19 protein-coding genes are annotated in these 19,253 nt (G+C 66.2%); 5 read left to right on the forward strand and 14 right to left on the reverse strand.

Annotated features, from left to right (window positions below):
- Positions 1–40: 40 nt before the first annotated feature.
- The 6 genes from EUV02_RS08170 to EUV02_RS08195 all read right to left on the reverse strand — a co-directional run bounded on the left by EUV02_RS08170 (position 41) and on the right by EUV02_RS08195 (position 7,183).
- The gene (locus tag EUV02_RS08170) at positions 41–1,318 is read right to left on the reverse strand and encodes an N-succinylarginine dihydrolase (protein ID WP_135245753.1); all 1,278 of its coding nucleotides are present in this window, start codon (positions 1,316–1,318) and stop codon (positions 41–43) included.
- Complete coding sequence (gene astD, locus EUV02_RS08175; RefSeq protein ID WP_135245754.1) at positions 1,315–2,730, reverse strand: succinylglutamate-semialdehyde dehydrogenase; 1,416 nt, start codon at positions 2,728–2,730, stop codon at positions 1,315–1,317. Before astD ends, EUV02_RS08170 begins: the two co-directional genes overlap by 4 nt.
- The gene (locus EUV02_RS08180; protein ID WP_135245755.1) at positions 2,717–3,748 is read right to left on the reverse strand and encodes an arginine N-succinyltransferase; all 1,032 of its coding nucleotides are present in this window, start codon (positions 3,746–3,748) and stop codon (positions 2,717–2,719) included. Before EUV02_RS08180 ends, astD begins: the two co-directional genes overlap by 14 nt.
- Positions 3,745–4,992 (reverse strand): hydrolase, encoded by a 1,248-nt coding sequence (locus EUV02_RS08185; RefSeq protein ID WP_135245756.1) that lies wholly within the window; start codon positions 4,990–4,992, stop codon positions 3,745–3,747. Before EUV02_RS08185 ends, EUV02_RS08180 begins: the two co-directional genes overlap by 4 nt.
- Before the next feature lie 77 nt (positions 4,993–5,069).
- On the reverse strand, positions 5,070–6,455 hold the full coding sequence (locus EUV02_RS08190) for a protein adenylyltransferase SelO family protein (protein WP_135245757.1): 1,386 nt from the start codon (positions 6,453–6,455) through the stop codon (positions 5,070–5,072).
- Complete coding sequence (locus EUV02_RS08195) at positions 6,446–7,183, reverse strand: TetR/AcrR family transcriptional regulator (RefSeq protein WP_135245758.1); 738 nt, start codon at positions 7,181–7,183, stop codon at positions 6,446–6,448. Before EUV02_RS08195 ends, EUV02_RS08190 begins: the two co-directional genes overlap by 10 nt.
- Before the next feature lie 107 nt (positions 7,184–7,290).
- Here EUV02_RS08195 and EUV02_RS08200 point away from each other — a divergent pair, with 107 nt between their 5' ends.
- Together EUV02_RS08200 and EUV02_RS08205 are read left to right on the forward strand one after the other, a co-directional pair.
- Positions 7,291–8,160, forward strand: a complete 870-nt coding sequence (locus tag EUV02_RS08200; protein WP_135245759.1) for an alpha/beta fold hydrolase — start codon at positions 7,291–7,293, stop codon at positions 8,158–8,160.
- Positions 8,161–8,204: 44 nt separating this feature from the next.
- Entirely contained in the window at positions 8,205–9,215 is a 1,011-nt protein-coding gene (locus EUV02_RS08205; RefSeq protein ID WP_135245760.1) for an NADP-dependent oxidoreductase, read from the forward strand.
- A gap of 29 nt (positions 9,216–9,244) precedes the next feature.
- On the opposite strand, the gene EUV02_RS08210 is transcribed toward EUV02_RS08205, so the two are convergent.
- Together EUV02_RS08210 and EUV02_RS08215 are read right to left on the reverse strand one after the other, a co-directional pair.
- The gene (locus tag EUV02_RS08210) at positions 9,245–10,009 is read right to left on the reverse strand and encodes an HPP family protein (RefSeq protein WP_341533707.1); all 765 of its coding nucleotides are present in this window, start codon (positions 10,007–10,009) and stop codon (positions 9,245–9,247) included.
- Positions 10,010–10,028: 19 nt separating this feature from the next.
- Positions 10,029–10,574 carry a YybH family protein gene (locus EUV02_RS08215; RefSeq protein WP_166430561.1) on the reverse strand — a complete coding sequence of 182 codons (546 nt, stop codon included), beginning with the start codon at positions 10,572–10,574 and terminating at the stop codon, positions 10,029–10,031.
- A 109-nt stretch (positions 10,575–10,683) separates the two neighbouring features.
- On the opposite strand from EUV02_RS08215, the gene EUV02_RS08220 reads away from it, so the two are divergent.
- The gene (locus tag EUV02_RS08220) at positions 10,684–11,457 is read left to right on the forward strand and encodes an SDR family NAD(P)-dependent oxidoreductase (RefSeq protein ID WP_135245762.1); all 774 of its coding nucleotides are present in this window, start codon (positions 10,684–10,686) and stop codon (positions 11,455–11,457) included.
- Between the two features lie 135 nt (positions 11,458–11,592).
- Here the strand turns inward: EUV02_RS08220 and EUV02_RS08225 are convergent, their stop codons facing one another.
- From EUV02_RS08225 to EUV02_RS08240, 4 genes are all read right to left on the reverse strand, one after another.
- Entirely contained in the window at positions 11,593–12,294 is a 702-nt protein-coding gene (locus EUV02_RS08225; protein WP_135245763.1) for a DUF3313 family protein, read from the reverse strand.
- A gap of 57 nt (positions 12,295–12,351) precedes the next feature.
- Entirely contained in the window at positions 12,352–12,876 is a 525-nt protein-coding gene (locus tag EUV02_RS08230; protein ID WP_135245764.1) for a DUF1993 domain-containing protein, read from the reverse strand.
- Between the two features lie 161 nt (positions 12,877–13,037).
- On the reverse strand, positions 13,038–13,250 hold the full coding sequence (locus EUV02_RS08235; RefSeq protein WP_135245765.1) for a hypothetical protein: 213 nt from the start codon (positions 13,248–13,250) through the stop codon (positions 13,038–13,040).
- A gap of 71 nt (positions 13,251–13,321) precedes the next feature.
- Positions 13,322–15,115, reverse strand: a complete 1,794-nt coding sequence (locus tag EUV02_RS08240) for a DUF885 domain-containing protein (protein ID WP_135245766.1) — start codon at positions 15,113–15,115, stop codon at positions 13,322–13,324.
- 91 nt (positions 15,116–15,206) lie between these two features.
- On the opposite strand from EUV02_RS08240, the gene EUV02_RS08245 reads away from it, so the two are divergent.
- Together EUV02_RS08245 and katG are read left to right on the forward strand one after the other, a co-directional pair.
- On the forward strand, positions 15,207–15,713 hold the full coding sequence (locus tag EUV02_RS08245; protein ID WP_135245767.1) for a DUF2306 domain-containing protein: 507 nt from the start codon (positions 15,207–15,209) through the stop codon (positions 15,711–15,713).
- Between the two features lie 206 nt (positions 15,714–15,919).
- Entirely contained in the window at positions 15,920–18,094 is a 2,175-nt protein-coding gene (gene katG, locus EUV02_RS08250; protein ID WP_135245768.1) for a catalase/peroxidase HPI, read from the forward strand.
- A 43-nt stretch (positions 18,095–18,137) separates the two neighbouring features.
- Here the strand turns inward: katG and EUV02_RS08255 are convergent, their stop codons facing one another.
- Both EUV02_RS08255 and EUV02_RS08260 read right to left on the reverse strand, forming a co-directional pair.
- The gene (locus EUV02_RS08255; protein WP_166430562.1) at positions 18,138–18,623 is read right to left on the reverse strand and encodes a lipocalin-like domain-containing protein; all 486 of its coding nucleotides are present in this window, start codon (positions 18,621–18,623) and stop codon (positions 18,138–18,140) included.
- A 233-nt stretch (positions 18,624–18,856) separates the two neighbouring features.
- On the reverse strand, positions 18,857–19,252 hold the full coding sequence (locus EUV02_RS08260; protein WP_135245770.1) for a GtrA family protein: 396 nt from the start codon (positions 19,250–19,252) through the stop codon (positions 18,857–18,859).
- Position 19,253 lies beyond the last annotated feature (1 nt).

Consider the following 19,253-nt stretch of genomic DNA (forward strand, 5'->3'; position numbering starts at 1 on the left):
CCTCCGGCGGGCAGGCCTCAGGCCTGCCCGCCGGAGGCTCTTAGACCAATTCTTTCAAATCCAGTTCGCCCAACAACGCCGCCCGCGCCGCGCGACACTGCGCCCACAGCGCCGGATTGCCGAGGTCGGCGGGCGCGATAGCTTCGGGCCAATGCGTAGCGACCAGCGCCTCCAGCCGGTCGGCCTTGGCGGGCGACATCAGGAAGCGCGGATCGACGGTGGCGGGGTCGGCGACGACGCGCAGTCGCAGGCACGCCGGGCCGCCGCCGTTCTTCATCGATTCGCGCACCGCGACGAAGTGCACGCTGCGGATCGGGCCGTTGCCGGCGACCAGGCCGTCGAGATACGCCGCGACGCGGGGGTTTTCCTGCGCCTCGGTCGGCAGGATTAGCGCCATGCTGCCGTCGGGCAGCGTCAGCAGTTGCGAGTTGAACAGATATGACGTGATCGCGTCGTTGAGGCTGACGGCGCTTGCCGGCACTTCGACGATGATGGCGCCGGGCAGCGCTACGGTCAGCGCGGCATAGAAGTCGGCGGGATTTTCGAACGCCTGTTCGTGGCAGAACAGCACATGGCCGTTGGCCACCGCCACGACGTCATTGTGGAACGCGCCGGCTTCGATCGCCGCGACCGCCTGCTGGACGAACAGCGTGCGTGCCGGGTCGAGCTGGTTGAGCCGCGCCACGGCTTCGGACGCGCGGCGGCTCTGGCGGGCAGGAAACCGCCCGCCTGGTTCGCCGTAGACGAAGATTTCGATGCCGGCGGCATCGTGCGCGCTGCCCATGCGCATGTGGTTTGCCGCGCCCTCGTCGCCGAAGACGGCGGGGACGGCGGCGTGTACCGCGAACGCTTCGCCGCCGAACGCGACGCGCAGTTGAGCTTCGGTGTGGCGGTGCTCGATGCTCCGGTGCGGCATGGTCGACAGGTTGGCGACGGTCAGGTGGCAGCGCCCGTCGGCGGTGTCGGGGCCGGGCGACACTGTGGCGGCGTTTGCGGTCCACATGGATGACGCCGAAAACACCTGCGCGAATAGCGCCGGATCGGCGGCCCAGGCGGCGGCGCAGACGGCATCGTCATCTCCTGCAAAGCCCAGTGTCCGCAGCACGGATGCGTCGGGGCGCGGCAGTGGCAGCAACAGCCCCTGCGTCAGCCCAAGTCCCATCGCGGTGCGCATCTTGCCCAGCCCCTGCAGCGCGGCGGCACGCGGTTTCGACACGCCGCCGGCATTCTTCGCGCTCGCGACATTGCCGAGGCTGAGCCCGGCATAGTTATGGCTCGGCCCGATCAGCCCGTCGAAGTTAATTTCGACGAGACTCACGCGCGCAGGCCCGTGGCGATCGACCCTTCGATGGCGTCGGCCTCGAGGCTGGCGACGGGCCAGGCGACATAGTCGGCGGCGTAGTAGGCACTCGGGCGATGGTTGCCCGACAGCCCGATGCCGCCGAACGGCGCGTTAGAGGCGGCGCCGTTGGTCGGGCGGTTCCAGTTGACGACGCCGGCGCGGCTGGCCTGCCAGAAGCGGTCGTACAGTGCCGCATCGCCGCCGATCAGCCCCGCCGACAGCCCGAAGCGCGTGTTGTTCGCCTCCGCCAGCGCGGCGTCGAAATCGGGTACACGAATCATCTGCAGCACCGGCCCGAACATTTCGCTGTCGGGGCGGTCGGCAACATCGGTGACGTCGATGAGGCCGGGGCTGAGCAGCGGCTTGGTCATGTCGCGGCGCGCCAGCATGCGGATGACATCGCCGCCGCGCGACGCCAGTCCAGCGAACCCGGCCTGCAGCGCATCGGCGGCGCGGTTGTCGATCACCGGGCCCATGAACGGCTGTGGCTGGTCGAACGGCGCGCCGACGATGATGCGGTCAATGAGGCCGGTAACGCGGTCGATCAGCGGCTCCCACGCGCCGTCCTTGACGACCAGCCGCCGCGCGCAGGTGCAGCGCTGCCCCGCCGACAGATAGGCGGATTGCACGACCAGCGCGGCCGCCGCATCGAGTGCCGCGTCGTCGACATCCCAGACGATCAGCGGGTTGTTGCCGCCCATTTCGAGCGCCAGCATCTTCCACGGCGTTTCGGCAAACTGCCGCGCCAGATGTGCGCCGGTGGTCGCCGAGCCGGTGAACAGCAGCCCGTCCAAACCGTCATGCCCGGCGAGCGCGCGGCCAGTGTCGCCGGCGCCCTGCACGACATTGATGACGCCGTCGGGCAGGCCCGCGGTCGTCCAGCATTGCGCCATGAACTCACCCACAGCGGGCGTCAGTTCCGACGGCTTGAAGACGATAGTGTTGCCCGCGAGCAGCGCCGGCACGATATGGCCGTTGGGCAGATGCGCCGGGAAGTTATACGGCCCGAGCACACCCATCACGCCGTGCGGCTTATGGCGCAGCGCCTGCCGCACGCCGGCGACTTCGCCGCTGCGCGACCCCGCGCGCTCGGCCTGTGCGGTAATCGAAATATCGACCTTGGCGATGACGCTGGCGACTTCGGTTTTCGTCTCCCACAGCGGCTTGCCGGTTTCGGTGGCAATCAGCGCTGCGAACTGGTCGGCTTGGTCGCGCACCACTTCCTGAAAGCTGCGCGCCTGCGCGATGCGTGCGTCGAGCCCCGCCGCGGCCCAGTCCGGCAGCGCCGCGCGCGCGCTGGCAACCGCCGCATCGACATTGCCCGCCGCGCCGCGCCAGACGGTTTCGCCGGTGCAGGGATCGATCGATTCGAGTTCAGAAGCCGACATGACGCACCTTGTCTCCCATTTTCACGCCAACCGCCTCGGCCTCGCCGCGCGGCAGGAACAGCCCGGCGGCCTCGGCGCCGTCAACCCATTGTGCGTGGCCGATCCAGGCGCGGAACCCCGACAATTGGCCGCTCGCCAGCAGCGCGCGGCCCATCGTGCCATGGTCATCGACCAGCGCCATGACATCGCCGCGCCGGCTGTCACGGATGCTGCGGACATTGTCGGTGCGCACCGTCATCGTCGGGCCGCCGTCGAAGATGTCGACATAGCCGTCATAGCTGAAGCCCTCCGCCTCGAGCATCGCCATCGCCGGCCGGCCATTGGGGTGCGGCAGGCCGATGACGGCGCGCGCGGTTTCGGGCAGCAGCGCGACATAGACCGGGTGCTTGGGCATCAGGTCGGCGATGAACTGGTTGCCGTGGATGGCGTTGAAGCTGTCGGCGTCCTGGAAGCTCATGCCGAAGAACGCGCGGCCCAGCCCGTCCCAGAACGGCGAGCCGCCATCGGGGTCGATGACGCCGCGCAGTTCGGCGAGCAGCCGTTCAGCAAAGCGTTGCCTATGGCACGCGATGAAGAGGTAGCGGCTTCTGGCGAGCAAGCGTCCCAGCCCGCCGGTGCGCAATTCGGGATGCAGGAACAGCCCGCCGACTTCGCTGGCGCCGTCGTGATCGCTGGTCAGGTTGAGCGACTGGATCGCAAAGGTCTTGTTCAGCTCCTTCGAATTCTGCTGGAGCAGGTTGAGCTTGTACGAATAGAACGGCCATTCGACGCCGATGCGGCTGAACACCACTGCGGTGCCGCCGATGCGCCCCGTCGCGCTGTTTTCGAGCACGAGCATATACAGCTCGTCATCGGGCGCGCTGATGTCCTTGGCATACGCCGCGTCGGAGCGCGCCAGCCGCGCTGCCATCGCGTCGCGGTCCTGCGGCAGGTTGGTGAAACCGCCGCCGGTCATCATCGCCAGTTCGTACAGCGCATCAAGGTCGCTGCCGCGCGCGGGACGGACACGCCAGCTCATCGCACCCAGCCGTTCTGCGCGACGCGCATCAAAATCAGCGCCGACAGTTTGGCGCGCTCGACAAGGCTGTCGGCACACAGAAATTCGTCGGCCGAATGGATCGAGCCGCCGCGCGGCCCCAGCGTGTCGACGACCGCAAGTCCGGTGGCAGCCAGGTTGTTGCCGTCGCAGACGCCGCCGGTGTCGCGCCAGCCGATGCTGAGGCCGATGTCGTGGCCGCAGGCTTTGACCAGTTCGAACAGCCGCCGCTGGTTGGCATCCATCGGCTTGGGCGGCCGCGCGAAGCTGCCGTCGAGGTGGATGTGAACGTCATGGTCGGCGCTGACCGCAGCGATCGCCGCAGCAATCGCGACCTGCGCCTCCTGCTGCATTTCGGGGCTGGCGGGGCGGACGTTGAAGCGCAGCACTGCCATTTCGGGTACGATGTTGTTCGGCCCGCCGCCGTCGATTTTCGCCGGATTGCACGACAGCCCGGGAATCGATTTGACCAGCGCCGCGAGCCGCAGCGCGAGGTCGCTTGCCGCGACGATGGCGTTGCGGCCCTTTTCGGGTTCGCGGCCGGCGTGTGCGGCGCGACCATGCACGACCGCAGCGAAATTGCCGCTGCCCTTGCGCGCGCCGGCCAGCGTGCCGTCGGGCAATGCCGGTTCATAGGTCAGCCCGAGGTGGCAGCGCTTGGCGGCATCGGCGAGCAGCGCGCCGGAACCCAGCGAGGATACTTCCTCGTCCGAATTGATGACGACTTCATAGCCGAGCTGTCCGGCAAACGGCGAGGCTTCGAGCACCTGTAGCGCCGCCAGCATGACAGCAATGCCGCCCTTCATGTCGGCGGTGCCGGGGCCGTTCAACGTGTCGGCATCGAGCCACTTCGAGGTCTGGAACGCGTGGTCGACGGCAAACACCGTGTCCATGTGCCCGGTCAGCAGCACCCGCACCGGCGCATCGGGACGTTTGACCAGATGGAAGTTCTGGCCGTGGAACAGCGGCTTCGCCGTGCCGGTCGCATCGACGGCATTCACCGGCGTCGGATCGAGCAACTGCATCGCCCCGTCCAGCACGCCAAACGCACCGACCAGTTCGCTCGCCATCGTCGCCAGCCCGGCCTTGTTGCGGCTCCCCGAATTGATCGCTGCCCAGGCTTCGATGCGCGCCACCAAAGGTTCGCGCGCGGCGTCGAGCGTGGCGAGGCAATCAGCCTCGACCGGCGACAGCTTCGGGGTGGGCAAGGCAGTGGATTCGATCATGCCGCAGCCTTACCGCGCAGCCCGGCAAAACGCCACACGCATTGTGATATTTCTATCAGCCTGATGTTATTGTGAGTTTAGGGCTGTGTGTCCATGGCTTCGCCCATGCGGCGGATCGCGGCGACCTTGGCATCGAGCGGTGCCCAGTCGTCGCGTTCGGCAATCGCCGCCCAGATGCTCTCGATCTCGTCGATCAGCAGGCTACACGGCGCGGCATCGGCCCAGTAAGGGTGCGCCAGATTATCGGCGGCAACGTGGTTTTCCAGCGCCTCTGCGAGCGCCGCAAAGCCCGGGTAGACGTAAGTGCCCGCGTTGCGCCGCAGCTTGCCGCCGCGCCAGTCGAACCAGAAGCTGTCGAGACCAACGCCCGAAGCTTCGAGTGCGGTCATCAGCGCCACCGCCACCGCGCTGTCCGCCGCAGCATTCAATGGCGCGACGCCCAGCCGTTTGAGCAGCGCCGCGGTCAGCGCCGCATCATAGCGCGCGCCGAAATCCTTGAGCGCCGGGGTCAGCGTTTCAACGTTGGCCAGCAATCGCAACGCACCCGCGAGCTGGAAGACGTTCCATTGCAACGCCTCCGCTTGCCGCCCGAAACTGTATAGCCCGTGATGGTCGAAATAGGCGGCAGTGAAGTCCGGGTCCCACACCGGCGCAAAGCGGTAGGGCCCGTAATCGAAGCACTCGCCGGTGATGTTGATATTGTCGGTGTTGAGCACGCCGTGGACGAACCCCGCCGCCATCATGCCGGCGGCTTGGGTCGCCGCACCGGTCACCGCATGGTCGATCAGCGCCGCGACCTGCGAGTCGGTATCGGCGATGTCGGGCGCGCCGCCAAAATAGTGGCGCAGCACATAGTCGATCAGCCGCCGCATATCTTCTGGCAAGTCGAGCGCTGCGAGGCGCTGGAACGTCCCGTAGCGGATATGGCTGTGGCTCAGCCGCACCATCACCGCGCTGCGCGTCGGTGAGGGTTCATCGCTGCGCGCCAGGTCCTCGCCGGTTTCGATCAGCGAGAAGGTCCGCGACGTGTTCAGCCCGAGCGCCTGCAGCATTTCGGTCGCCAGCATCTCGCGCACGCCGCCCTTGAGCGTCAGCCGGCCATCGCCCGACCGGCTCCACGGTGTCTGCCCCGAACCCTTGGTGCCAAGGTCGAGCAAGCGACCGCGCGTGTCTTCGATTTGCGCGAACAGAAACCCGCGGCCGTCGCCGAGTTCGGGGTTGTAGGTGCGGAACTGGTGGCCGTGATAGCGCAGCGCCAGCGGCTGCGGCAGACTGCCGGGCAACGGCATGAAGCGCCCGAAATGCGTGCACCATTGCGCATCGTCCAGACCCTCCAGCCCGACTTCGGCCGCGGCACGGTCGTTGCGGAATCGCAGGATGGTTTGCGGGAAATCGGCGGGTGCCACTGCGTCGTAAAAGCCGTCACCCAGTTCGTGGATGGCGACGCGCGATGTCAGATACACGACAGCATGCGGCCGTTGTCGTCATAGCCATAGGCAGCGCGGACAAAGCGGATGGTTTCGTCGATGATAGCCTGGCGCGCGGCTTCATCGGTGGTCGACATGACGGCTTCGATGGCGTTGCCGACGACTGCATAGGTCAGTGCCGAAGCGATCGGAATGTTGAGGTTGGCCGGGCCGCCGTGCTTGGCATAGGCGGCTTCGTGCTGCTTGGTCGTCCAGGCGCAGACGGTGTCGCGCGAGCTGAGGTAAAAGGGTTCGGCTTCGGGGTTGCCGTGGATGCCGGCGGGTTTGCCCATCTTGGCGCCAGTGTCGCAGCCGGTGTCGGTGTATTTTTCCCACTCGCGGTGCTGGAACATGAATTCAAAGGCGCGGCGCAGGATGATGCCGGGTTCAAGGTCTTCGAGCGGGTCGCCCTGCCACATGACCTCGATCATCGATTCGCCGTACATGCGGCCAATGTCGGCGAGCAAATTGCGCTTCGAACCGAAATGATAAAAAATCGAGCCTTCCGAAACATCGGCCTCGCGCGCGATATCGGCGGTACCGGTGGCGCCGTAGCCCTTGGTGGCAAACAGCATGTTGGCAGCGGCGAGCACGCGCTGGCGCGTTTCGGCCGGATCATAACGACGCGCGCGGCTATCCGCCTTCGCGGCGTCGACCTTTACAGCATCGACTACGATGGTCGTTGCACGGCGCTTGGCCGGCGTCTCTAGTGCACGCGTTGCCACAATGATTCTTCTCACCTATCCCCAATCGCGGAGCATATACTCATAACTGAGTCATAGTCAAAAGTTTCTGAACAGGGCCTTGACCGGCCTCCAACCGGACCAAAACCATGCGCGCCGACACTCCTTATACCGATGGCTGGTACTGGTCGCTCGACGGCCTGCGCCTGCACTACCGCGACTATGCCGGCGATTCGAAACGGCCCGCCATCCTGTGCCTGCCGGGACTCACGCGCAACGCCCGCGACTTTGACCGGCTGGCCGAACGACTCGCGCCCGACTGGCGGGTACTTTGCGCCGACCTGCGCGGCCGTGGCGAATCGGCCTATGCCAAGGATTCGCTGACCTATGTGCCGCTGTCCTACCTGCAGGACATCGGCCAGCTGCTCGATTCGGCAGGTGTCGACAAGGTCGTCGTCATTGGCACATCGCTCGGCGGGCTGCTGGCGATGCTGCTGCCGAGCACGCAGCCCGGCCGCATGGCGGCCGCCGTCATTAACGACATCGGCCCGGTGATCGAAGAAAAGGGGCTGGCGCGAGTCCGTGCCAGTGTCGGCCACGGCGGCCCGTGGCCGACCTGGGTCCATGCCGCGCGCGACCTCGCCGATCGCAACCCCGGCATCTATCCCAAATGGGGCCTCGAGGAGTGGCTGGTGTTCGCGCACCGCGTCGCCCGCGCCTCGAGCAGCGGCCGCATCGTGCTCGATTATGACGCGCACATCGCCGACCCGATGCGCTTGCCCGGCGGCGATGCCGGCCATGACATGTGGGCGGCGCTCGATGCGCTCGCCGACATGCCGGTGCTGTCGCTGCGCGGCGCGCTGTCGGACATTTTTAGCGCCGCGACGCAAAAGGCGATGGCGGCGCGGCTGCCGCGCCTTAAGACCGCGACGATCGCCAACGTCGGCCATGCACCTACGCTCGACGAAACCGCCAGCACCAAGGCCATCGACGCGTTTCTGGCCGAGCTTGCAGGCTGACCGTTCCACCGCCAAAGTGCGGCAAATTTTCTGGGGAGATGAACATGACTGACCGCCACGTCTGGAAACTCGCACGCCGCCCCGTCGGTGACATCGCCGACGGCGACCTCGTCTACACTACCGAAGCCATGCCCGTACCCGGCCCCGGCCAGTTCGTACTGCGCGTCATCTACCTGTCGCTCGACCCGACCAACCGCATCTGGATGAGCGACCAGGAACAATACATGCCGCCCGTCGAAATCGGCGCCGGCATGCGCGGCGGCGTCTGCGGCCGCGTCGCGGCGTCGAACAAGGACGGCGTCAACGTCGGCGACCTCTACGCCGGGCTCGGCGAATGGGCGGACTATATCCTGACTGACGGCACCGGCCTCGCGCGCCTGCCCGAACTGCCCGGCATCACCCTGGCTGAAAGCTTCGGCACGCTCGGACTTGTCGGCCCGACCGCCTATTTCGGCCTGCTCGATATCGGCAAGCCGCAGCCCGGCGAAACCATCGTCGTGTCGGCCGCTGCCGGCGGCGTCGGGCAAGTCGTCGGCCAGATTGGCAAGATCAAGGGCTGCAAGGTCATCGGCATCGCCGGCGGCAAGGCCAAGTGCGACTATGTGGTGAACGAACTCGGCTTCGACGCCTGCATCGACTACAAGTCGCAGGACGTCGGCAAGGAACTCGACCGCCTCGCCCCCGAAGGCGTCGACATCAATTTCGAACAGGTCGGCGGCAAGATCATGGAAACCGTGCTGGCGCGGATGAAGCTGTTCGGGCGCATCCCGCTGTGCGGCATGATCTCGCAATATAACGACATCGATGGCACCGAGCCGCCGGGCATCTGGACGATGATGCTGATGCGCCGCCTGACCGTGCGCGGCTTCATCGTCACCGACTTCATGCCGCGCTTCGGCGAGGCCGCGATGGAAATGGCAGGCTGGATGATGACCGGCAAGCTGAAGACGCGCCAGGACATCCGCAAGGGCCTCGAACACGCCGCCGAAACCGTCAAGGACCTCTACAGCGGCGGCAATTTCGGCAAGCTGCTCGTCGAAGTCACGCCGCCGTAAGGGACAACAGCGCCTCCGGCGGGCAGGGGCTAGCCGCTGCCCGCCGGCGGCCCTTTAACCCGTTCCGCCGCATGATGCTCGGCGAGTTGCAACAGCGCATCAAGGTCGTCGCGGCTGATGTCGAAGCTGTCGTGCATGTCGGCGAGTGCGGCATCGATATCGGCGCGCGCCAGCACCCGTTCGCCGGCGACCGGCGGCGGCATCGGCATCGCACGGTGCGGATAGTTGCGGCGCGACAGCCGGTGGAAGGCGATGCCGGTCGCCACCAGCACCACGGCGTTGAGCCCAACGGGGACCAATGCGAAGCTGTAGCCGGCCGCATGGATCGCCGGGCCGCCGATGACGGCAATCAGCGCGGTGGCACCGCCGGGCGGGTGCAGACAGCGCAGCAGCGACATGCCGGCGATGGCGGCGGCTACCGCCAGCCCGTCGGCGAACGCTGACGGGGCGAGGAACTTGGCGACGGTGATGCCGACCAGCGCGGACACCACCTGACCGCCAATGATCGACCAGGGTTGCGCGAGCGGGCTGGCGGGCAGCGCGAACAGTAGAACGGTGGAGGCCCCCATCGGTGCAATCAGCAACGGCAGCGCCACGTCGCCCAGGTGCAGCGCGCTGCACAGCGCCGAGGTCGCGGCAATGCCGATCAGCGCACCTAGGCAGGCAATGGCGCGGTCGCGCGCGTTGGCGCCCGCCAGAATCGGCTGGAACATTTGCCACTGCCGGGCTGTGCGCGCCTTCATGCCGTCCTCGAAGCTTGCATCGTCACCGGCGTTGTAGCGCGGTGGCGCCACGTGTCGCGCGAAATGCGCGTCAGCTTGCCGGCGGCAGGTCCGAAATCACCCCGAGCGAGATTTTGCGCGCGCCGTCGGGCCGTGTCTTGAACACCAGTACCCAATTGCCGGTTTCGGTGGTCGGTGCCTTGGTCTTGGCATCGGTGAAGGTATAGGCATAGGTGGCGCGGTATACCGCCAGATCGCCTGATGCCGCGATGTCGACGCTTTCGTCGCTGACCGCCAGCTTGGCGTTGGGGTCGGAGACCTGCGCCTTGGTGGCGATCAGGTCGGCTTCGGGGCCGACGACATTGGGCACGCCGTGCATCATGCTGACATATTCGGGCGCGTCATAGCTGACGGCCTTGGCAGCATCGCGGGCGTTGAATGCCGCGACCAACCCGGCGACATCGGCCTTTACCGACTCGGCGACGGCGGCGGTATCGACTTTTGCGGTATCGGTCGCTGCTGCCGCGACAGGCGCGCTGGTTTCGGCCGGCTTGTTGCATGCACTCAGGGCCAGCATCAGCGCCATCGCTGCAACTGTGCCGGCCAGTTTCATCGTCTTCATCGGTTTGGCCCCCATGGCTGATGCCTGGAGTGTTTGCTCAATTGACGTAAACGTCAAGCGGGCGTGACAAGCGCGTCGCGACATGCTTCAACGCCATCAAATCATAACCACCGGGGAATCAGCCATGACCTTTCCACTACCCAATGTTTCGAATGATCTGACCGGCCGCGTTGCGCTGGTGACCGGTGCCTCGTCGGGGCTTGGCCTGCGGTTCGCGCATGTGCTTGCTGCTTGCGGTGCCAAGGTCGCGCTGACCGGCCGTCGTGTCGACCGGCTTGACGCCGCTGTCGCCGAAATCACTGCCGCCGGCGGCACTGCCGCAGCGTTCGCGCTCGATGTCACCGATGCCGATGCACTCGTCGGCGTCGTCGCCGCGGTCGAAGCCAAGTTCGGGCTGATCGATATCCTGATCAATAACGCCGGCATCCCCGACGCCCAGCGCGCCCACAAGATGCCGCTCGACCTCATCGACCGCGTCCTCGATACCAACGTCCGCGCGCCCTACATCCTGTCGTGCGAAGTCGCCAAGCGGCTGATCGCCGCTGAAAAGCCCGGCCGCATGATCAACATCGCCTCGGTCGCGGCGTTCGATTATTCGGGCGGCGGCGCGGCGCTCTATTCGATTTCCAAGGCCGCCGTCATCCGCATGACCGAGGCGCTCGCGGTCGAATGGGCGCGCTTCGACATCAACGTCAACGCCATCGCCCCGGGCGCCTTCTCGACCGAAATGCTCGACGGCATGCTGGCGCGCATCGGCGACATCAGCGAACATTTCCCGCGCAAGCGCATCGGCCAGCCGGCGCAGATGGACAGCACCTTGCTGTACTTCCTGTCACCGGCCTCGGAGGCCGTGACCGGCACCTATATCAAGATCGACGACGGGCAGGGCCGGCGCTGAGGTAGATAAGGGCCTCCGGCGGGCAGGCCTTGGGCCTGCACCAATTTGTTGGCGGCGCGGACAACAGCCCGCGCTGCAAATGATAGCAACGACCCGAACTATTGGTGCAGGCCCAAGGCCTGCCCGCCGGAGGCTCTACTTAAGCCGCTGCCCTTGCTTGAGCGTTTCGGGCACCGGCGACGCGTCCTTGAGCGCCACCACCCCGCTGGCGGCAGTCCGCGCCCAGCGGCTCGCGAGTGAATTGAACTCGGCGGTGTTCGAGACAGTCGTCGCCTGGCCGCCCGGGCCCTGTGTCTGGCGCCGGTCGGCGACGCTGGCGAGCAGCGCCTTGGTCTGCGAATCGCGCACTTCCATGATCAGCGTCGCTTCACCCGCGTTGGTGGTGAAGCTGCGCGAGCGGCCGGCGCTCAGCGTGTCGGGGGCGTTGACGAACAGGTTGACCACGCCGATGCGCACCCGCAGCACGTCGGGGCCGGCGGCGGTCACTACCTTGAAGCCGGCGCGTTCGAACTCGCGCGCGAAAATGTCGGTGGTGTTGGTTGACACAGTGGCGAGGATGCGCTCGGCATCGGCTTCAGTGACGCGGGTGCGGGCCCGCGACCCGCTGCCGCTGTTGACGCTGCGCAGCCAGTTGTCGCGGAAAGCCACCTGCGGCTCGTCGAGCATGACCTTGGTATAGGGGCGGAAATCGGCACCGGGCAGCAGGAACGCCGAATCGAACTGGCGGGCGTTGACCTCGACCAGTCCCGACCAGCTTTCGGGTGAGTTTGCCGCCTGGGCGGTGATGGCGGCGCTGCCGATCAGCAACGCCGCTGCAATCGTCGGAAACATGCGCATGGGGTTATCCTCGAGCCAAGTCTGTTGGGCTCAGGAGGCCATGCGCCCGCGGCGATGTCAATTGCCGAGCGGTCGCACCAGCGGCGCCAGATACGTCATGTAATCGAACTTGCCGATGTTGACCCCCTCGCGGCGCAGGATGGCGTAGGCGGTGACGAGGTGGAAATAGAAGTTCGGCAGCAGCCAGTCATCGACATAGGCGGCGCCGTCGAGCTTGATGCCCATGTTGCCCGGCAGGCTGATGACCTTCTCGCTTTCGAGCAGCGCATCGGCGCCATCGAACGCCGCCAGCCGCGCGCGCGTCGCGGCGATAAGCGTCGCACCCTCGGCGAGCGTCGCCGGCAGTTCGGTCGGCACCGCTACGCCGGTCGCCCAGTCGAGGAAGTTGTTCGGCTGGTGGCAGGTAAACAGGATCTGGTTGGCCAGCGGCAGCATGTCATCGGCCAGCTTGCAGCCGATCAGCGCGCCGGCGTCCTTGCCCGCGTCCGCCCATTGCGCCTGCGCCTTGTCGAGCAGGCCCTGCAGCGTGGCGAGGCGTGAATCGAAGCGACTGATGATGGCAGCGATGCGCGGACCGGACATGATGAATTCCCCAATTTGGTGTTGCGCGCTTCAACTGGGGGTGGGCGCTTTGCTTGTCAATGCAAGCGAAGAGCCTCCGGCGGGCAGGGGCTTGCCCCTGCACCCATAATTTGGCGCGCTTCAATCGGGTGCAGGGGCTAGCCCCTGCCCGCCGGAGGCCCTTAAACCGTCGGCCCCGCCGCGCGGCGCTTCTCGATGACCTTGGTCAGTGCATAGCCGCCGATGGCCGCGGCGATCATGCCGACCGGCCCGAGCCGGCGCAGCACCCCCGGCAAGACCGCGCCCGCGACCATGCCGACGGGTCCGGCCGCGACGCCGCCGACCTGCTTGGCGATGGCGCCGCCGGCGGCGGCGGTAATGATGCGTCCCAACATGATGTTACTCCTTGTTAACGCATGTTTGCACCGCGCGGCTGAATGTCAACTGAAGCCGCTGTCGCAGCAGGTCAACCTGCCGCCGGCAACGCCTTTTGCGCGGCGATCCAACTGTCGATGTGGGCCTCGAGCAAATCCATCGGCAGCGCGCCGTTTTCGAGCACCGCGTCGTGGAACTTGCGCAAGTCGAAGCGCGTGCCGAGCTCGGTTTCGGCCTTGGTGCGCAGCCGGCGGATCGTCAACTCGCCGATCTTGTAGGCGAGCGCCTGGCCCGGCCCGGTGATGTAGCGGTTGACCTCGGCGTCGATGTTGGTCTTCGACAAGGCGGTGTTCGCCAGCATGTAATCGACGGCCTGCTGGCGCGTCCAACCCTTGGCGTGGATGCCGGTATCGACCACCAGGCGATTGGCGCGCCAGGCCTCGTAGCTCAGCCGCCCCATATTCTTTTCGGGCGTGTCGTACAGCCCCATCTCGATGCCGAGCCGCTCAGAATACAGTCCCCAGCCTTCGACGAACGCGGTGAAGAATGTCGCGTAGCGCCGGAAATCGGGCAGCGGCGCTTCCTGCGCGATCGAAATCTGCTGGTGGTGGCCCGGCACCGCCTCATGCACCGACAGCACCGGAATTTCGTACAGCGGCCGCTGGTCGAGGTGCGTGGTGTTGACGAAATAGACGCCGGGCGTGCCGGTCAGATAGGAACCTTCATTGTAATAGGCGGTGGTGTTGCCGTCGGCGGTCGCGGCGGGGATCTCGCGGATCGTGTAGGGCAGCCGCGGCAGCGTGCCGAACAGCTTGGGCATCCAGCCGTCGACGGTCTTGTTGACCAGCGCGGTCTTTTCCATCAGCTCCTGCGGCGTCTTGGCATAATATTTGGGGTTGGTGCGCAGCATCTGCACATAGGCCGCACGGTCGCCGTTGAAGCCGCTCTGCTTGACCACCGCGTCCATTTCGGCGGTGATGCGCGCGACTTCCTTGAGCCCCAGCGCATGCACCTGCTCGGCAGTCATGTTGGTAGTGGTGAAGCTGCGGACGAGGAAGTCATAATATTCGCCGCCCTGCGGCAACGCGGAGGTGCCGACGGTCCTGCGGCAGTTGGGGGCGTAATCCTTGACATAGAAGTCGAGCAGTTCGCGATACGCCGGCATCACCCCGCCCGAAATCGCCTTCGCCGCACGCGCCTTCAATGCCGCCCAGTCGGCGTCGCTGATCGTCGTCGGCTGCTTGCCGAACGGCGCCCAGAACACCGATTTTTCGGGGGTGTCGGTAATCGTCCCCGAAATCGATTTCTCGAAGCCGATCATCGACTCGCACGGCTGCACCTGGCCGCCCTTCAATGCCGTGCGCGTCACCGCGATCGACGCGGCGTTGTACGCCGGATAGACCTCGAGCCGTTCGATATAGCTCAGGTAATCGGCCTTTGTGAAAAACGGCGTCAGGTCGGGCAGCACTGCGAAGAAGGTGTGCCAGCCGTCGCGGTTCGAGAACAATATCGCCCGCTGCGGGAATTTGTTGCCCTCGACCTGATCGGCCAGTGACCGCCGCAGCACCAGCCGGTTGAGTCGGTCGGCTTCGCTCAGGCCCGCCGGATCGATGGCGTCGAGGCGCTTGATGAACACCTCGGCCTCGGCAGCCTGGCGGTCGGCGGCGGCGAGCGACGGATCGCCGAGCTTGCCGTCGCCGGACCGCACGCCGAGAATGCTCGCCTGCACCGGGTTGTTCGCCAGATACCAGGCCCAATGTTCTTTGATCAGCGCCGCCAGTTGCGCCGTTGCCGGTGTCACGGCTGCTGCCGTCGTTTGAGCCGCCACCGGTGCCGCGCAGGTCGCCGCACTCGCCAGCAACGCCGCCAAAATCAAATTACGCATTGGCCAATCCCCTGTCATCAATGGTCTTGCCGCGAGCATGCGCGCCGTGGCAGCTAATGTCCCACTATCAACGCGCGCGCGGAGAATGCCAATGGCCAGTGTAGCACCTCCGGTGCGTCCGTCGCTGCTTGACCGCCTTCTCCCCGACCGGCTGCTTGGCGCCTTGGCATGGGCGCTGCTCGCCGTCGTGATTGTCGCCGTGGCGCGCGGTCATGCCGACTGGGCCAAGGTGCCGCGCACCATCTGGTTCCACCTCGCCACCACCGCCGTCGTGCTGGTGCTGACGCCGGTGATGCTGACGCGGCGCAAGGGTGACCGGCGCCACCGCCAGCTCGGCTGGATTTGGGCGGGTGCGATGTGGGCAACGGCGCTGTTCAGCCTGACCATCCCACCCGCCGGCGGCCGGCTGGTCAGCCCGATCGCGCTGCTGTCGGTGTTCGTGCTGGTCATGGTGCCGCGGCTGATCCTGCAGGCCCGCGCGCACAATGTCGTTGGCCACCGTGCGACTGTGCGCGGGCTGGTCATCGGCGCGCTGCTGATTGCCGGATTTTTCACCTTCCCGTTCAACCGCCTGCTCGGGCAGTGGCTGTTCGGTTAGAGCTTTAGAGACTCCGGCGGGCAGGGGTGACCCCTGCACCCGGTTGAAGAGCGCCAAACAAATGGGTGCAGGCCTCAGGCCTGCCCGCCGGAGACTCTTCTACTGTGTGCGACAAAATCAATCAGTGAGGCCAATAAAATCGATTGGATTGATGAGTGATAACCCTGCATCCTGTGGCATAATCAATTTCCAGCAGGAGACTCGCGATGACCGACGAAGCCAAATGCCCGGTGATGCACGGCGCCAGCCGGGTGATGTCCAACCGTGACTGGTGGCCGGGGCAGCTCGACCTCGGCGGGCTGCACGCCAACCCACCCGCCGCCGACCCGTACGGCGCCGATTTCGATTACGCAGCGGCGTTCAAGGCGCTCGACCTGCACGCCGTAGTGGCCGACCTGCACGCCCTGATGACCGACTCGCAGGACTGGTGGCCCGCCGACTATGGTCACTATGGCCCGTTCTTCATCCGCATGGCGTGGCACAGCGCCGGCACCTACCGCATCGCCGATGGCCGCGGTGGCGCCGGCAACGGCACGCAGCGCTTTGCACCGCTCAACAGTTGGCCCGACAACGTCAGCCTCGACAAGGCGCGCCGCTTGCTTTGGCCGGTCAAGGCGAAGTACGGCCGCGCCATTTCATGGGCCGATTTAATGGTGCTCGCGGGCACCGTCGCGCTCGATTCGATGGGGCTCAAGACCTTCGGCTTCGGCGGCGGCCGCGTCGATGTCTGGGAGCCCGAGGACATCAACTGGGGCCCCGAAGGCAAGTGGCTCGATGACGAGCGCTACAGCGGCGAGCGCGAACTGCAGGGCCCGCTCGGCGCGGTGCAGATGGGGCTGATCTACGTCAATCCCGAAGGCCCCAACGGCAACCCCGATCCGCTGGCGTCGGCGCGCGACATCCGCGAAACCTTCGCGCGCATGGCGATGAACGATGAGGAGACCGTCGCGCTGACCGTCGGCGGCCACACCTTCGGCAAGGCGCACGGCGCTGCCGACCCGGGCAAATATGTCGGCCCCGAGCCCGAAGGCGCACCGATCGAGCAGCAGGGGCTGGGCTGGAAGAACAGCTTCGGCAGCGGCAACGGCGATGCCACCATTTCGAGCGGCATTGAGGGCGCGTGGACGCCGACGCCGATCCGGTGGGACAACAGCTATCTCGACACGCTGCTCGGCTATGACTGGGAGCTGACGCACGGACCTGGCGGCGCGCAGCAGTGGCGCCCAACCGATCCGGCTGCCGCCACCACGGTGCCCGACGCGCATGACCCAACGAAGCGTCACGCGCCGATGATGACGACGGCCGATATGGCGATGAAGATGGACCCCAACTACGCGGTCATCGCCAAGCGTTTCCGCGAGAATCCCGACCAGCTGGCGGACGCGTTCTCGCGGGCGTGGTACAAGCTGACACACCGCGACATGGGGCCGATCGCCCGCTACCTCGGGCCGCTGGTGCCCGCCGAAGAACTGATCTGGCAGGACCCGGTGCCCAAGGTCGATCATGCGCTGGTCGACGCCGCCGACATTGCCGCGCTCAAGCAAAAGCTGCTGGCGTCGGGACTGTCGACGGCACAGCTGGTGCGCACCGCCTGGGCGTCGGCCTCGACGTTCCGCGGTAGCGACAAGCGCGGCGGCGCCAATGGTGCGCGGTTGCGACTGGCGCCACAGAAGGACTGGGGGGTCAACGACCCCGCCGAACTGGCGCAAGTGCTCGCCAAGCTCGAAGCGGTGCAGGCTGCGTTCAATGCGGGTGCAACGGGCGGCAAGAAGGTCAGCCTCGCCGACCTGATCGTGCTAGGTGGTTGTGCCGCGGTCGAGGACGCCGCGGGCAAGGCGGGTCATGCGGTCAGTGTGCCGTTCACGCCGGGCCGCACCGATGCCAGCCAGGCCCAGACCGACGCCCATTCGTTCGCGCCGCTTGAGCCTGCCGCCGATGGCTTCCGCAACTATTTCGCGGCCGGTCACGGCCAGTCGGCGGAGGCATTGCTCGTCGACCGCGCGCAGTTGCTGACGTTGTCCGCACCCGAAATGACGGTGCTGGTCGGCGGCTTGCGCGCACTCGGCGCCAACAGCGGCGGCAGCAGCCACGGCGTGCTGACCCAGCGCGCCGGCACATTGAGCAACGACTTCTTCGTCAACCTGCTCGACATGCGCACGGTGTGGAGCGCCGGTGAAGCAGGCATCTACGAGGGCCGCGACCGTGCGACCGGGGCGCTCAAATGGACCGGCACGCGCGCCGATCTGATATTCGGCTCGAACTCGGTGCTGCGCGCGCTCGCCGAAGTCTATGCCAGCGCCGACGGCGAAAAGGCGTTCGTCAGCGCCTTTGTCGCGGCGTGGACCAAGCTCATGAACCTCGACCGCTTCGACCTGAAATGAGGCTTTGCCGCCGCTCCCTCATCAGCCGGAGCGGCGGCGGACTTCAACGCAGCCGGTGCAACTCGCGGTAGGTTTTCGAACCGTCGGTATTGGTCTTGCCGATGATCAGGACGTCGCCGGTCAGTTTGAACGGCCGCGGCTGGTCGGTGCCGGTGTAGCTCGGCTTCAGGCTGCCTTCGACGACGTGAATCACCGCATTGTTCGCGGTGTCCACGCGATAGGTGCCGAAATAGGCGACATAGCCATCGTAAGCAGCGCGCACCTCGGCGTCGGTGCCGGCGTCGTCGCCCTTGGCGAACGGCGGCGTTGCCGGGTTGCGCGTGATGTTGATGCTCAGATGGCCGGTGTTGTCATAGACGAACAGCCCGCGCGGATGCTCGCCGAACGGCTTCTCGACCTTACCCTTCGCATCGGTATTTTCGAACCGCACCAACTGCCAGCTTCCGGCAAGCCCGATGGCGGCGGCCTTGGCGGCCTCCTCGGCCGGTGTGGCGTGGGCGCCGCCCGCGAGCAGCAGTGCGATAAGCATGCCGCCGGCAAGTGTTCGGATCATAGGCCCCCCTGATGTGAACGTACTACACCAATAGCGTTAAATGTGTACGCCTTGCACGACCAGCGCATTTCCAGCATTGCCGGTTGTATCTGGCACTGGTGCGGCGAAGATTGCACGTCGCGCCAGCCGCGTAAATCCAGCCGCATTGCGAATGGGCCACAAAAGTCCCTGCACCCGTAAAGACTGACCAGATTGCCCTCGGCAACCGGTCAGTTTCGCCGGGCAAAAGAGAAGTGTTTGTGCGCGTAAAAGCTCAGCACAATCGGCGAAAGCACGCCGCTCAGGTGCGCCACGTCATGTGGGTGCCAGGTCATGTTCATCGCCGGAAATGCGTAGTCCGCCAGCCCGACCGACACGCCGAGCACGACCAGAAAGCTCATCACATTGACCATGGCAAAGCGGCCGTACTCGCCGATCCAGCTGCCGCCGCTGCCGTCGAACACGAAACGCCGCGCCAGCACGAACGCCGTCGTCATCCCCGCCAGATAGCCGAGCGCAACCGCGAACTCGAAGCGCATGAACCAGTTGAGCCCCCAGCGTGACGCGAGGTTGACCCCGGCGGCAATCCCGCCGGTCACGATGAAGCTGGCGAACTGCTTCGACACG

Origin of the sequence: Glacieibacterium arshaanense (assembly GCF_004681125.1) — a bacterium.
Classification (GTDB): Bacteria; Pseudomonadota; Alphaproteobacteria; order Sphingomonadales; family Sphingomonadaceae; genus Polymorphobacter_A; species Polymorphobacter_A arshaanense.

What these genes read in the sequence shown, in the direction of transcription:
- astD (WP_135245754.1), bottom strand. Translation starts at nt 2,730, where the DNA reads ATGTCGGCTTCTGAACTCGAATCGATCGATCCCTGCACCGGCGAAACC.
- EUV02_RS08180 (WP_135245755.1), bottom strand. Translation starts at nt 3,748, where the DNA reads ATGAGCTGGCGTGTCCGTCCCGCGCGCGGCAGCGACCTTGATGCGCTG.
- EUV02_RS08185 (WP_135245756.1), bottom strand. Translation starts at nt 4,992, where the DNA reads ATGATCGAATCCACTGCCTTGCCCACCCCGAAGCTGTCGCCGGTCGAG.
- EUV02_RS08200 (WP_135245759.1), top strand. Translation starts at nt 7,291, where the DNA reads ATGCGCGCCGACACTCCTTATACCGATGGCTGGTACTGGTCGCTCGAC.
- EUV02_RS08205 (WP_135245760.1), top strand. Translation starts at nt 8,205, where the DNA reads ATGACTGACCGCCACGTCTGGAAACTCGCACGCCGCCCCGTCGGTGAC.
- EUV02_RS08215 (WP_166430561.1), bottom strand. Translation starts at nt 10,574, where the DNA reads ATGGGGGCCAAACCGATGAAGACGATGAAACTGGCCGGCACAGTTGCA.
- EUV02_RS08220 (WP_135245762.1), top strand. Translation starts at nt 10,684, where the DNA reads ATGACCTTTCCACTACCCAATGTTTCGAATGATCTGACCGGCCGCGTT.
- EUV02_RS08225 (WP_135245763.1), bottom strand. Translation starts at nt 12,294, where the DNA reads ATGCGCATGTTTCCGACGATTGCAGCGGCGTTGCTGATCGGCAGCGCC.
- EUV02_RS08230 (WP_135245764.1), bottom strand. Translation starts at nt 12,876, where the DNA reads ATGTCCGGTCCGCGCATCGCTGCCATCATCAGTCGCTTCGATTCACGC.
- EUV02_RS08235 (WP_135245765.1), bottom strand. Translation starts at nt 13,250, where the DNA reads ATGTTGGGACGCATCATTACCGCCGCCGCCGGCGGCGCCATCGCCAAG.
- EUV02_RS08240 (WP_135245766.1), bottom strand. Translation starts at nt 15,115, where the DNA reads ATGCGTAATTTGATTTTGGCGGCGTTGCTGGCGAGTGCGGCGACCTGC.
- EUV02_RS08245 (WP_135245767.1), top strand. Translation starts at nt 15,207, where the DNA reads ATGGCCAGTGTAGCACCTCCGGTGCGTCCGTCGCTGCTTGACCGCCTT.
- katG (WP_135245768.1), top strand. Translation starts at nt 15,920, where the DNA reads ATGACCGACGAAGCCAAATGCCCGGTGATGCACGGCGCCAGCCGGGTG.
- EUV02_RS08255 (WP_166430562.1), bottom strand. Translation starts at nt 18,623, where the DNA reads ATGCTTATCGCACTGCTGCTCGCGGGCGGCGCCCACGCCACACCGGCC.